The 13,175-nt window shown below is 62.0% G+C and carries 13 protein-coding genes and 1 tRNA gene; 13 read left to right on the forward strand and 1 reads right to left on the reverse strand.

All coding sequences use genetic code 11. The features are described 5' to 3' along the window. Positions 1-211: 211 nt before the first annotated feature. Positions 212-775, reverse strand: a complete 564-nt coding sequence (locus tag A3AC_RS0126315) for a hypothetical protein (RefSeq protein ID WP_035475926.1) — start codon at positions 773-775, stop codon at positions 212-214. Between the two features lie 189 nt (positions 776-964). On the opposite strand from A3AC_RS0126315, the gene A3AC_RS0126320 reads away from it, so the two are divergent. The 13 genes from A3AC_RS0126320 to nuoF all read left to right on the forward strand — a co-directional run bounded on the left by A3AC_RS0126320 (position 965) and on the right by nuoF (position 13,146). Continuing rightward, entirely contained in the window at positions 965-2,278 is a 1,314-nt protein-coding gene (locus tag A3AC_RS0126320; RefSeq protein WP_025602420.1) for a branched-chain amino acid ABC transporter substrate-binding protein, read from the forward strand. Between the two features lie 253 nt (positions 2,279-2,531). After that, positions 2,532-2,804, forward strand: a complete 273-nt coding sequence (rpsO, locus tag A3AC_RS0126325; RefSeq protein WP_006048211.1) for a 30S ribosomal protein S15 — start codon at positions 2,532-2,534, stop codon at positions 2,802-2,804. Between the two features lie 404 nt (positions 2,805-3,208). Beyond that, a complete protein-coding gene (pnp, locus tag A3AC_RS0126330) occupies positions 3,209-5,356 on the forward strand; it encodes a polyribonucleotide nucleotidyltransferase (protein WP_025602421.1) in 2,148 nt (715 codons plus the stop codon). Positions 5,357-5,614: 258 nt separating this feature from the next. Further along, positions 5,615-6,631 carry an NAD(P)H-quinone oxidoreductase gene (locus tag A3AC_RS0126340; protein ID WP_025602422.1) on the forward strand — a complete coding sequence of 339 codons (1,017 nt, stop codon included), beginning with the start codon at positions 5,615-5,617 and terminating at the stop codon, positions 6,629-6,631. A gap of 178 nt (positions 6,632-6,809) precedes the next feature. Then, a complete protein-coding gene (tpiA, locus tag A3AC_RS0126345; protein WP_025602423.1) occupies positions 6,810-7,589 on the forward strand; it encodes a triose-phosphate isomerase in 780 nt (259 codons plus the stop codon). 81 nt (positions 7,590-7,670) lie between these two features. Further along, a complete protein-coding gene (secG, locus tag A3AC_RS0126350; RefSeq protein ID WP_025602424.1) occupies positions 7,671-8,057 on the forward strand; it encodes a preprotein translocase subunit SecG in 387 nt (128 codons plus the stop codon). A 112-nt stretch (positions 8,058-8,169) separates the two neighbouring features. Further along, positions 8,170-8,254, forward strand: a tRNA-Leu gene (locus A3AC_RS0126355). 160 nt (positions 8,255-8,414) lie between these two features. Next, entirely contained in the window at positions 8,415-8,774 is a 360-nt protein-coding gene (locus A3AC_RS0126360; protein WP_025602425.1) for an NADH-quinone oxidoreductase subunit A, read from the forward strand. 63 nt (positions 8,775-8,837) lie between these two features. After that, entirely contained in the window at positions 8,838-9,317 is a 480-nt protein-coding gene (locus A3AC_RS0126365; protein ID WP_006052903.1) for a NuoB/complex I 20 kDa subunit family protein, read from the forward strand. A 21-nt stretch (positions 9,318-9,338) separates the two neighbouring features. After that, positions 9,339-9,941, forward strand: a complete 603-nt coding sequence (locus A3AC_RS0126370) for an NADH-quinone oxidoreductase subunit C (protein ID WP_025602426.1) — start codon at positions 9,339-9,341, stop codon at positions 9,939-9,941. Positions 9,942-9,950: 9 nt separating this feature from the next. Further along, on the forward strand, positions 9,951-11,204 hold the full coding sequence (locus tag A3AC_RS0126375) for an NADH-quinone oxidoreductase subunit D (RefSeq protein ID WP_025602427.1): 1,254 nt from the start codon (positions 9,951-9,953) through the stop codon (positions 11,202-11,204). Positions 11,205-11,335: 131 nt separating this feature from the next. Then, positions 11,336-11,821 (forward strand): NADH-quinone oxidoreductase subunit NuoE, encoded by a 486-nt coding sequence (gene nuoE / locus A3AC_RS0126380; protein WP_013339869.1) that lies wholly within the window; start codon positions 11,336-11,338, stop codon positions 11,819-11,821. Further along, a complete protein-coding gene (gene nuoF / locus A3AC_RS0126385; RefSeq protein ID WP_025602428.1) occupies positions 11,818-13,146 on the forward strand; it encodes an NADH-quinone oxidoreductase subunit NuoF in 1,329 nt (442 codons plus the stop codon). The genes nuoE and nuoF overlap by 4 nt, the downstream gene beginning before the upstream one ends. Positions 13,147-13,175 lie beyond the last annotated feature (29 nt).

The following is a 13,175-nucleotide window of genomic DNA, read 5'->3' on the forward strand; positions in this document are numbered from 1 at the left end:
ATCGTCCGGTGCAGGAATCACGGCCGTGCCGTGTGGCCGCGCTTCATTTTGAAGGGCTCGGCCAGCACCGGATCAATGCTTACAAAAGCCTTTCTATCAAAAAATTAACCGCTTGTGTGTGAAATAAAATTCGTCGCCATGCAAAATAAATAAAAAAAAGCCGCTTCGGGAGCGGCTTTTGGAGATGCATGCATATCGAATCACGCGCGGCCTAGAACAGGTTCCGGCGATCGGGATCGTGCAGCGGGTCGGGCGTTTTTTGCGTGAGACGCAGCACGCCCTGGTCGTCGAAATAGAAGCTGAACATCATGTACCAGTAGTTGTCTTCGAGATAGCGATAGGTCCAGACTTCGCGCTTCATCAACGGGAAATACGAGGTCTCCACCGGGCGGCCGAAATTCACCAGCACCTCGCCCCTGGTCCACTTGCCGACCTCGGCGCGATAGAACTCGTTGGGCTGCAAGACCTGGCGCACATTCACGATCTTGCCCGACGCATCGATGTCGGCCGCGGTGGTGGTTTCTCCCATCGGCTGGGTGGGCCACATCAGCCGCTTGCCGCCGTTCGGCAGATCGTAGGTTTCGCGCGGCGGGCCGAGGCGTGCAACGATCGTCGACGCGTCCGCGCCCTGCTGATACTGCTGCCAGGGCTGCGCGCAGCCGGCTAGCGTCAGCGCGGCGAGACAGACGAGTGCCGCGCGGTGCGCGCGCCGGGCGGCCGGCGCCCCCGAAGAGGCCGCCTTGCGGTGACGGCGGGCAAGCAGGCGGTTGAGCATGAATTCCTCCAGTGACTTTTTCAAATAGCGGTTTTTATCGTCAACATGGATCATTTTGACATGCGCCGCCGCAAAATGATTTGCTCGCCTGCACATCGGCCGGCTGCAAGATAGCGGCGCGAGCGGCTTGCCTATTGCGTTGCCGACGCCCTATGATCCGCGCTTTGACGAATCAGACGGGCACGGACGATGGCGATGTGGCACAGGAAGACGGCGGTGGTATTGGCGGCAATCTCGGTGGCGGCCGCGAACTGGGCCGTCGCGGCCGACATGGCGGCCACGGGGGCCACGACGCCGGCGCTGCCCAAGCCGGCCGGCGCGCCGATCCAGCTTGCGCTGATCGAGGGCATGTCCGGCCCGTTCGCGAACGCGGGCGCGGCGGTGGAGCGCAATCTGCGCTTTGGCGTCGAGCAGGTCAACGCGCGTGGCGGCGTGCGGCTCGCCGACGGTGCGCATCCGCTCGAGCTTGTCGTGCTGGACAGCAAGGGCGGCACCGAAGAGGCGCTCACGCAACTGCGCGCGGCGGCCGATCGTCGCATCGGCTATATCCTGCAGGGCAACAGCTCGGCGGTCGCCGCCGCGCTGATCGGCGCAATCGACAAGCAGAACGCCCGCGAGCCAGGCAATCGCGAGCTGTTCCTCAATTATTCCGCCGACGACCCCGCACTGACCAACGCCAACTGCAGCTTCTGGCATTTTCGCTTCGACGCGCACGCCGGCATGCGCATGGACGCACTCGCTGACGTGATCCAGCGCGACAAGACGCTGAAGAAGGTGTACCTGCTGAATCAGGACTACAGCTTCGGGCATGACGTCAGCAGCCTCGCGCGTTCCGCGCTGCGGGCGAAACGCCCGGACATCGCCGTGGTCGGCGACGAGTTCCATCCGATCGGCCGCGTCAAGGACTTCGCGCCGTACATCGCCAAACTGCGCGCAAGCGGCGCGGATGCCGTAATCACCGGAAACTGGGGCAACGACCTGACGCTGCTCGTAAAGGCGGCGCGCGAGCAGGGTCTCGACACCAGGTTCTATACGTTCTACGGCAACAGCCTGGGCGCGCCGGCCGCGCTCGGCGAGGCGGGCGTCGGGCGCGTGGTCGCGGTGGCCGACTGGCATCCGAACGCGGGCGGCCCGGCCTCGGACGCCTGGTACGAGGCGTTCCGCGCGCGTTTCCCGGCCGCGCAGGACGACTACCCGGTATTGCGCATGCCTTTGATGATCGAAACCCTGGCCGCGGCGATGAACCGCGCGAAGAGCGCCGACCCGACGGCGGTCGCGCGGGCGCTGGAAGGCATCCGCTTCGACAACGGCTTTCACGCGTCGTGGATGCGGGCGGAGGATCATCAACTGATTCAGCCCCTTTACGTGATGGAAATGGACAAGGCCGGCACGCGCGACGTGCGTTTCGACAACGAAGGCTCGGGCTTCGGCTTTCGCACGGTGCTGGCGCTGCCGGCGGAGCGCACCGTGCCGCCGACCGTGTGCAGGATGAAGCGGCCCTGAACGTCCAGCGGCGCAGGCTGGGGCGCTGTGCGGCGCGGTGCCCGCGGTGTCTTGCGTTGCCGTCTGCGGCCACGATCGGGCCTTACTCGGCGGGTTCGCGGCGGGTTCGTGCTGTGCTACAATACGCGTCCCGTTGCGGTGCAGGCGGTCCGCAAGCTGTCTGAAAAGGCGGTTTGCAGCGCCAGTTCGCATGGGTAATTCACGGCACGGCCTTTCTTCCGTGACCGCCTGTCCAGTTCTCAAGGAAATCGACATGTCCGCAGTTGACACAAGCAAGAAGTCCGAAGTCGTCGCGCAATTCGCACGCGCAGCCAACGACACCGGCTCCCCCGAAGTTCAGGTCGCGCTGCTCACGACCCGCATCAACGAACTCACCGTTCACTTCAAGGCACACGCGAAAGATCACCACAGCCGCCGCGGTCTGCTGCGCATGGTGAGCCGCCGCCGCAAGCTGCTCGACTACCTGAAGGGTAAGGACGCGGATCGTTACCGCGCACTGATCGAGAAGCTGGGCCTGCGTAAGTAAGCGGCCGGTAAGCGGCCAGTCGTTCAGCAAGATGCCTGTGTCAGTTCCGCTGATGCAGGCATTTTGTTTTTGCGCGGTGTGCTTCGTGTGAGGCGCACCGCCGCTTCGCAGCGGCGTGTCGGTTCGTGCGGCGGAGCGCGAGGCGGTAAAAGCAGTCAAAGCAGTAAAGAGCAGGTTCAGGAAGCAAAAAGCAGTAGTAGAACAAGCACAAATAGAAACATGGCCGGGCTTCAGGGCGGAGCTTTGTGTCATTCCAGCGGTTCGCGCGCTCAACTGGCGTTCGCATGTCAGCGACGCAGCACGTGGCTCTCTGGAATGGCATAACACTACTCTTCCCATGCGGCGCCGGTCCTGGCGTTGCCGCGCCGCTTCTGTTCCGCGCGGCATTACGATGAGGAAAAGCAATGACTATGTTCAGCAAGGTCGTCAAAGAATTTAAGTGGGGACAACACAACGTTCGCCTGGAAACCGGTGAAATCGCTCGCCAGGCGAGCGGCGCGGTGATCGTCGACGTCGAAGACACCGTGGTTCTCGCAACCGTGGTCGGCGCGAAGACTGCCAAGCCGGGCCAGGACTTCTTTCCGCTGACCGTCGACTATCTCGAGAAGACCTACGCCGCCGGCAAGATTCCGGGCGGCTTCTTCCGCCGCGAAGGCCGTCCGTCGGAAGGCGAAACGCTGATCTCGCGCCTGATCGACCGCCCGTTGCGTCCGCTCTTCCCGGAAGGCTTCTACAACGAAGTGCAGGTCGTCATCCACGTTCTGTCGCTGAACCCGGATATTCCTGCTGACATTCCCGCGCTGATCGGCGCGTCGGCGGCGCTCGCCGTGTCCGGCCTGCCGTTCAATGGGCCGGTCGGCGCAGCGCGCGTGGCTTACATCAACAACGAATACGTGCTGAACCCGACGCGTCCGCAAATGAAGGACTCGGCCCTCGACCTCGTGGTCGCCGGTACGGAGCGCGCGGTGCTGATGGTGGAATCGGAAGCGCAGCAACTGAGCGAAGAAGTGATGCTCGGCGCCGTTGTGTTCGGCCACGAGCAGATGCAAGTCGCGATCGACGCAATTCACGATCTGGTCCGCGAAGGCGGCAAGCCGGAATGGGATTGGCAGCCGGCCGCGAAGAACGAGCCGCTGATCGCGCGCGTGACGGAGCTGGCGCAAGCTGAAATGCTTGCTGCCTACCAGATCCGCGACAAGCAGGCCCGTTCGACCAAGCTGAAGGAAGTCTACGCAGCGGTTTCCGCAAAGCTGGAAGAAGAAGCCGCGGCAAGCGGCACGGTGGCCGCCGACAAGGCAACCGTCGGCAATGTGCTGTTCGACATCGAAGCGAAGATCGTTCGTACGCAGATCCTGAATGGCGAGCCGCGTATCGACGGCCGCGACACCCGCACGGTGCGCCCGATCGAAATCCGCACCGGCGTGCTGCCGCGTACCCACGGCTCGGCGCTCTTCACGCGCGGCGAAACGCAGGCGCTGGTGGTGGCCACGCTCGGCACGAAGGGCGACGAGCAGAACATCGACGCGCTCGAAGGCGAGTACCGCGAGCGCTTCATGCTTCACTACAACATGCCGCCGTTCGCGACCGGCGAAACGGGCCGCGTCGGTTCGCCGAAGCGCCGTGAAATCGGTCATGGCCGTCTGGCCAAGCGCGCGCTGGCGGCATGCCTGCCGAGCGCCGACGAATTCGGCTACTCGATCCGCGTCGTGTCGGAAATTACGGAATCGAACGGTTCTTCGTCGATGGCTTCGGTGTGCGGCGGCTGCCTCGCGCTGATGGACGCCGGCGTGCCGATGAAGGCGCACGTCGCCGGCATCGCGATGGGCCTGATTCTGGAAGGCAACAAGTTTGCCGTGCTGACCGACATCCTCGGCGACGAAGACCACCTCGGCGACATGGACTTCAAGGTGGCGGGCACCGAGCAAGGCGTGACCGCGCTGCAGATGGACATCAAGATCCAGGGCATCACGAAGGAAATCATGCAGGTTGCCCTCGCGCAAGCGAAGGAAGGCCGCATGCACATCCTCGGCAAGATGACTTCGGCTGTGTCGGGCGCGAACACGCAGTTGTCGGAATTCGCACCGCGCATGATCACCATCAAGATCAATCCGGAAAAGATCCGCGACGTGATCGGCAAGGGCGGTTCGGTAATTCGTGCGCTGACGGAAGAAACCGGTACGACGATCGATATTTCCGACGACGGCGTAGTCACCATCGCTAGCACCAGCAGCGAAGGTATGGCCGAGGCGAAGAAGCGTATCGAGAACATCACGCTGGAAGTCGAAGTGGGCCAGGTGTACGAAGGTACGGTGCTCAAGCTGCTCGATTTCGGCGCGATCGTGAACATTCTGCCAGGCAAAGATGGTCTTCTGCACATCTCCGAAATCGCCAACGAGCGCATCAAGGACATCAACGACTACCTGAAGGACGGCCAGCAGGTGAAGGTCAAGGTCATCCAGACGGACGAGAAGGGCCGCGTGCGTTTGTCGGCGAAGGCGTTGCTGAACGACGGCGCGCCGAGCGCACCGCAAGGCGAGCCGACGCAGCAGTAAAGCGTTAGCAGCATGACGGCCGGCAGCGCGAATGCGCGCCGGCCGTTTTTCTTGGTGGCCACAGGCTGGATTGCGTTGCAGATGGATGCCGGCGCCCGCAAGCGGTACTCTGCCTGCATCGGGCGGTTTGGCGAAAATCGGACGACCCGCACGTGATTGCCGCGATCCAGCGACAATGCGAATCAGGTCCACATAAGCGTCGACGAAAGCGCGGACCAACCCGGTATGCAACGCAATCCAATCTTGGAGCTGACGCAGATGAAAGCGATTGAAATCACGGAATTCGGAGCGCCGGAAGTGCTCAAGCTCGCCGAGCGGCCTACGCCGCAACCGAAGGCGGGCGAGGTGCTGATCAAGGTGACGGCTTTTGGCATCAATCGTCCCGACGTGTTTCAGCGCAAGGGCGCCTATGCGCCGCCTCCGGGCGCATCCGACCTGCCGGGGCTGGAAGTGGCCGGAGAGATCGTCGGCGGCGACATCGACGGGAAGAACAATCCGTTCGGGCTGAAAATCGGCGACCGCGTGTGTGCATTGCTGGCGGGCGGCGGCTACGCCGAATATGCCGTGGCGCCGCTTTTGCAGTGCCTGCCCGTGCCGAACGGTTTGTCGGATGTCGAGGCGGCCTCGCTGCCGGAGACATTCTTCACCGTGTGGAGCAACGTGTTCGACCGCGCGCAGCTCGGCAAGGGCGAGGGTGGCGCGAACGAAACGCTGCTGGTGCAGGGCGGTTCGAGCGGCATCGGCGTGACCGCGATCCAGATCGCGCATGCGCTGGGCTTTCGCGTGTTCGCGACCGCGGGCTCGGACGAGAAATGCCGCGCGTGCGAAGCACTGGGGGCCGAGCGGGCGATCAACTACAAGACCGAAGATTTCGTCGAGGTGATCAAGTCGCTGACCAACGACCGTGGCGTCGACGTGGTCCTCGACATGGTGGCGGGCAGTTACGTGTCCCGCGAGCTGACGGCGCTGGCGGACGGCGGGCGCATCGTGCTGATCGCGCTGTTGGGCGGCGCGAAGGCGGAACTGAATCTGAACGAGGTGCTGCGCCGCCGCTTGACGCTGACCGGTTCGACCTTGCGTCCGCGGCCGGTGGAATTCAAGGCGAAAATCGCCGCGCAGCTCAAGGAGCAGGTGTGGCCGCATCTGGAAGCCGGGCGGATCAAGCCGGTGGTGCATCGCGTGTTTCCCGCTGCCGAGGCCGCCGAGGCGCACACGTTGATGGAGAGCAGCACGCACGTCGGCAAGATCGTGCTGACGTGGGGTCAGGAGGCTTGATGTAAGCCGTCCGGGTGCGGGTCGGCGCGTACGTGTTCGTTTGACCCGATCTCCCCCACGCAGTAAAATTGCGCGTTTTGCGCGCGCCGTATGAATCCGAAAGGCGGACTGTAAGCGCAACGAAACACGCGCCACAACGCCCAAGGCCCGCCGTCAACAGAAACGACAAGACGAGACAATGTCGACACAACGAGCCAAACTGGTAGTTGGAAACTGGAAGATGCACGGGCGCCTTGCCGACAACGCGGGGCTGCTGCAGGCCGTGGCGAAAGGCGCGGGCGAACTGCCGGCCGCGGTGCGCGTGGGTGTATGCGTGCCGAGCGTTTATCTCGCGCAAGCGCATTCGCTGCTCGAAGGCAGCCGGGTGGCGTGGGGTGTGCAGGACGTCTCGGCGTTCACGCACGGCGCCTATACCGGCGAAGTCGCTGCGCAAATGGTGACGGATTTCGGCGCCACGTTTGCCATCGTCGGGCATTCGGAGCGCCGCGCCTATCATCGCGAAAGCGCCGAACTCGTCGCGGTCAAGACGCAGCGTGCGCTCGAGGCAGGCCTGACGCCGATCGTCTGCGTCGGTGAAACGCTCGAAGAGCGGGAAGGCGGCGCGACCGAGCAGGTGGTTGGCGCGCAGCTAGACGAGGTGGTGGCGAAACTGTCGGTGCAAGAAGCGGCGCGTATCGTTGTCGCCTATGAGCCCGTTTGGGCAATCGGCACGGGCAAGAGCGCGAGCTCGGAGCAGGCGCAGGCGGTCCACGCATTCCTGCGCGCGCGTCTGGCGGCGAAAGGCGCTGAAGTTGCGGATGTACCGCTGCTGTACGGCGGCAGTGTGAAGCCGGACAACGCGAAAGAATTGTTCTGTCAGCAGGATATCGACGGTGGTCTGATCGGCGGCGCGTCGTTGAAGGACCAGGATTTTCTGGCGATCTGTAAGGCGGCGGCTGAAGCGACAGCCGCCGGTTGAGCAGGGCGCCTCGTCGAGGATGACCCATCCCGAGCCTCGCGGTCCGCGAGGCTCGGCTAAATAAAGACTCAGGTGAGTGTGATGCTGTATTTGAAAACTTTGATTATCGTCGTTCAGCTGTTGTCGGCACTCGGGGTCATCGGCCTCGTCCTGCTGCAGCACGGCAAAGGCGCCGATATGGGCGCTGCGTTCGGCAGCGGCGCGTCGGGCAGCCTGTTCGGCGCGACCGGCTCGGCGAACTTCCTGTCGCGCACAACGGCCGTGCTCGCCGCAGTATTTTTCGTCACCACCCTGGCGCTTACGTACCTCGGTGCTTATCGGGCGAAGCCTTCTGCCGGCGTGCTCGGTGCTGCGGTTACTGCGCCGGTCGCTGCTTCGGCTGCTCCCGCCGCCTCGGTAACGGCTGCTGGTTCTGCCGCGCTGGCGGCGTCGGCTGCATCCGTGCCCGCTACGGACGTGCCGAAATAAATTTTCGTGGAAAGTGCTTTTGTGCGTTGAACAAACTGTTTAAAGCAGTTACAATCTAAGTCTTGAAGCGATTCGCGGGTTTTATAAGTTGTTTTCCCGGATTGCATACAGTGCCGACGTGGTGAAATTGGTAGACACGCTATCTTGAGGGGGTAGTGGCGAAAGCTGTGCGAGTTCGAGTCTCGCCGTCGGCACCAAATGTTATCTAAATGCCAGCCGCTTGCTTCGCTTCGGCTGGCATTTTCACTTCTGGCGCGCCGTTTGCGTTGGTCTGCGGCGTGTACGTCCCGGAAGTGATTTCGCGTCAGGGGTGCTATGCTCCTGACGGCACTCAGAACCAACCGATTGAGGATAGTCTTGAACCTCGCAGCCTATTTCCCCGTCTTGTTGTTCCTCGTTGTGGGCACTGGTTTAGGCGTAGCACTGGTCAGTATCGGCAAGATCCTCGGTCCCAACAAGCCCGATACCGAGAAAAACGCACCGTACGAGTGCGGCTTCGAAGCATTCGAAGATGCGCGCATGAAGTTCGACGTGCGCTATTACCTCGTCGCCATTCTCTTCATCATTTTCGATCTTGAAACCGCGTTCCTGTTTCCGTGGGGTGTTGCCCTGCGCGACATCGGCTGGACTGGCTTCATGGCGATGATGATTTTCCTGCTCGAATTCCTGCTGGGCTTCGCCTATATCTGGAAGAAGGGCGGCCTCGACTGGGAATGATGGTTTAATCGCCGGTTTGCGTGGGTGGCCAAGGCTTGCCGCCCCGTCTGGAGTGGAAAGCAAATGAGTATCGAAGGGGTCTTGAAGGAAGGGTTTGTCACCACGACCGCTGACAAACTGATCAACTGGACGCGCACCGGTTCGCTGTGGCCGATGACGTTCGGTCTGGCGTGCTGCGCGGTCGAGATGATGCATGCGGGCGCGGCCCGTTATGACCTCGACCGTTTTGGCGTGGTGTTCCGTCCGAGCCCGCGTCAGTCGGACGTGATGATCGTCGCCGGCACGCTGTGCAACAAAATGGCGCCGGCTCTGCGCAAGGTATACGACCAGATGGCCGAGCCGCGTTGGGTGATTTCCATGGGTTCGTGCGCGAACGGCGGCGGCTATTACCACTACTCGTATTCGGTAGTGCGTGGTTGCGACCGCATTGTGCCGGTCGACGTCTATGTGCCGGGTTGCCCGCCCACAGCGGAAGCGCTGGTCTACGGCGTGATCCAGTTGCAGGCCAAGATTCGCCGCACCAACACAATCGCCCGTCAATAAGGCAACGCCTCTCCCCACAATATGGCAAGCAAACTCGAGACCCTGAAAGCGAACCTCGAGGCGGCCTTTGGCGGCCGCCTGCTGAGCACTACCGAGGCAATCGGTGAGTTGACGATCGTCGTGAAAGCGAGCGACTACCTCGACGTGGCAACGCGTCTGCGCGACGACCGCTCGTTCGGTTTCGAGCAGATGATGGATCTGTGCGGCGTCGACTATCAAACTTATGCCGACGGCGCTTACGACGGTCCCCGTTTCGCCGCCGTGCTGCATCTGTTGTCCGTGCAGAACAACTGGCGTTTGCGTGTTCGCGTGTTCGCTCCGGACGACGACATGCCCATCCTGCCGTCCGTGGTCGACATCTGGAATTCTGCGAACTGGTACGAGCGCGAAGCATTCGACCTGTACGGCATCGTCTTCGAAGGTCACCCGGACCTGCGCCGCATTCTGACCGACTACGGTTTCATTGGTCACCCGTTCCGTAAAGATTTCCCCGTCTCTGGCTACGTCGAAATGCGTTACGACCCGGAAGAAAAGCGCGTCGTCTATCAGCCTGTGACGATCGAGCCGCGGGAAATCACGCCGCGCGTGATCCGCGAAGATCGCTATGGCGGTCTGAAACACTAAGAGAACGCCATGGCAGAGATCAAGAACTACACGCTCAACTTCGGTCCTCAGCACCCGGCAGCACACGGCGTGCTGCGTCTCGTGCTGGAGCTCGACGGTGAAGTCATCCAGCGCGCCGATCCGCACATCGGCCTGCTGCATCGCGCGACTGAAAAGCTCGCCGAAACCAAGACGTTTATCCAGTCGGTGCCGTACATGGACCGTCTCGACTATGTGTCGATGATGGTCAACGAGCACGGCTATGTGATGGCGATCGAAAAGCTGCTCGGCATCGACGTGCCGGTGCGCGCCCAATACATCCGCGTGATGTTCGACGAAATCACGCGCGTGCTGAACCACCTGATGTGGATCGGCGCGCACGCGCTCGACGTCGGCGCAATGGCCGTGTTCCTGTACGCGTTCCGCGAGCGTGAAGATCTGATGGACGTGTACGAAGCGGTGTCCGGCGCACGCATGCATGCGGCGTACTACCGTCCGGGCGGCGTTTATCGCGATCTGCCTGACGCAATGCCGCAATACAAGGCGTCGAAGATTCGCAATGCGAAGGCATTGTCGAAGATGAACGAGAACCGGCAGGGTTCGCTGCTCGATTTCATCGACGACTTCTTCACGCGTTTCCCCACGTACGTCGACGAATACGAGACATTGCTCACCGACAACCGGATCTGGAAACAGCGTCTGGTCGGCATCGGCGTGGTCAGCCCTGAGCGCGCGCTGCAACTGGGCATGTCCGGCGCCATGCTGCGCGGCTCGGGCATCGAATGGGATTTGCGTAAGAAGCAGCCGTACGAAGTGTACGAAAAGCTCGATTTCGACATTCCGGTCGGCGTGAACGGCGACTGCTACGACCGCTATCTGGTTCGTGTCGAAGAAATGCGTCAGTCCACGCGAATCGTGAAACAGTGCATTGAGTGGCTGCGCAAGAATCCGGGCCCCGTGATGATCGACAATCACAAGGTTGCGCCGCCGTCGCGCGTCGGGATGAAGTCGAACATGGAAGAGCTGATTCACCACTTCAAGCTGTTCACGGAAGGCTTCCATGTGCCGGAAGGCGAGGCTTACGCCGCCGTCGAACATCCGAAGGGCGAGTTCGGTATCTACCTGATTTCGGACGGCGCGAACAAGCCGTATCGCCTCAAGATTCGTGCGCCTGGCTACGCGCACCTGTCCGCGCTCGACGAAATGGCGCGCGGTCACATGATCGCCGACGCTGTGACGATCATCGGCACGCAGGACATCGTGTTCGGCGAAGTGGATCGCTAGGACGTAATCATCGGCGCGCGTCTCAAAGTCGTACCGAGGCGCGCGTCAAGCAAAGGAACGCCGGGTCTGTCGCAGCACGAAGTGAGCGACAGGTTTTCGTTCGGTAGGAATTGAAAGAGTCGTGTCTGAAAATGATCTCAGCTGAAGGCCTGAAAGAAATCGATCGTGCGATCGCGAAGTATCCCGCCGATCAGAAACAGTCCGCCGTAATGTCGGCGCTGGCCACTGCTCAGGAAGAGCATGGCTGGCTGTCGCCCGAACTCATGCAGTTCGTCGCGGACTATCTCGGCATGCCGGCAGTCGCCGTGCAGGAGGTGGCAACCTTCTACACGATGTACGAGACGTCGCCGGTCGGCAAGTACAAGATCACGCTCTGCACGAACCTGCCGTGCCAGCTCGGCCCGGACGGCGGCTCGGAGAGCGCCGCTGAATATCTGAAGCAGAAGCTCGGCATCGACTTCGGCGAAACCACGGCCGACGGCAAATTCACCTTGAAAGAAGGCGAATGCATGGGTTCGTGCGGCGACGCGCCGGTGATGCTGGTGAACAACCATCGCATGTGCAGCTTCATGAGCCGCGAGAAGATCGACCAGCTGCTCGAGGAACTTTCGAAATGACGTCTTTACACGATCGTCACATCAAACCGCTGATTCTCGCTGGCCTGAACGGCGACAACTGGCATCTCGAAGACTATGTGGCGCGCGGCGGTTACGCCCAGCTGCGCCGTATTCTGGAAGAAAAGATTCCGCCCGAGCAGGTGATCGCCGACGTCAAGGCGTCGGGTCTGCGCGGCCGTGGCGGTGCAGGCTTTCCGACCGGCCTGAAGTGGAGCTTCATGCCGCGTCAGTTTCCGGGCCAGAAGTACCTGGTCTGCAACTCGGACGAAGGCGAACCGGGCACATTCAAAGACCGCGACATTCTGCGCTTCAATCCGCATTCGTTGATCGAAGGCATGGCGATCGGCGCGTACGCGATGGGCATTACGGTCGGCTACAACTACATTCACGGCGAAATCTGGGAAGTCTACAAACGCTTTGAAGAAGCGTTGGACGAAGCACGCCGCGCCGGGTTCCTCGGCGAGAACATCATGGGTTCCGGCTTCTCGTTCGAGCTGCATGCGCATCACGGCTACGGCGCCTACATCTGCGGCGAAGAAACCGCGCTGCTCGAGTCGCTGGAAGGCAAGAAAGGCCAGCCGCGCTTCAAGCCGCCGTTCCCGGCGAGCTTCGGCGTGTACGGCAAGCCGACCACGATCAACAATACCGAGACGTTTGCCGCAGTGCCGTTCCTGCTCGCAATCGGGCCGCAGAATTATCTGGAAATCGGCAAGCCGAACAACGGCGGCACGAAGATTTTTTCGGTTTCGGGCGACGTCGAACGTCCGGGCAATTACGAAGTTCCGCTCGGCACGCCGTTCGCAACGCTGATGGACCTGGCGGGCGGCATGCGCGGCGGCAGAAAGATCAAGGCGGTCATTCCTGGCGGGTCGTCTGCGCCGGTGATTCCGGGCGACATCATGATGCAGACCGACCTCGACTACGACTCGATCGCGAAGGCGGGCTCGATGCTTGGCTCGGGCGCGGTCATCGTCATGGACGAGACGCGCTGCATGGTGCGCTCGCTGCTGCGTCTGTCGTACTTCTACTACGAAGAGTCGTGTGGTCAATGCACGCCTTGCCGTGAGGGTACAGGCTGGCTGTATCGCGTCGTGCATCGTATCGAGCATGGCCTTGGCCGTCAGGAAGATCTGGATCTGCTGAACTCGGTCGCGGAAAACATCATGGGCCGCACGATCTGCGCGCTCGGCGATGCAGCGGCCATGCCGGTTCGGGGCATGCTCAAGCATTACTGGGACGAATTCGAATATCACGTCGCTCACAAGCATTGCCTCGTCGGCGGACATGCCGGCGCTGCGGCGGCAGTCGAAACTGTGGCTGCCTGAGCGAGTTCGCAATTGCCCGGCGCGCGCCC

Source organism: Burkholderia sp. WSM2230, from assembly GCF_000472445.1.
Classification (GTDB): domain Bacteria; phylum Pseudomonadota; class Gammaproteobacteria; order Burkholderiales; family Burkholderiaceae; genus Paraburkholderia.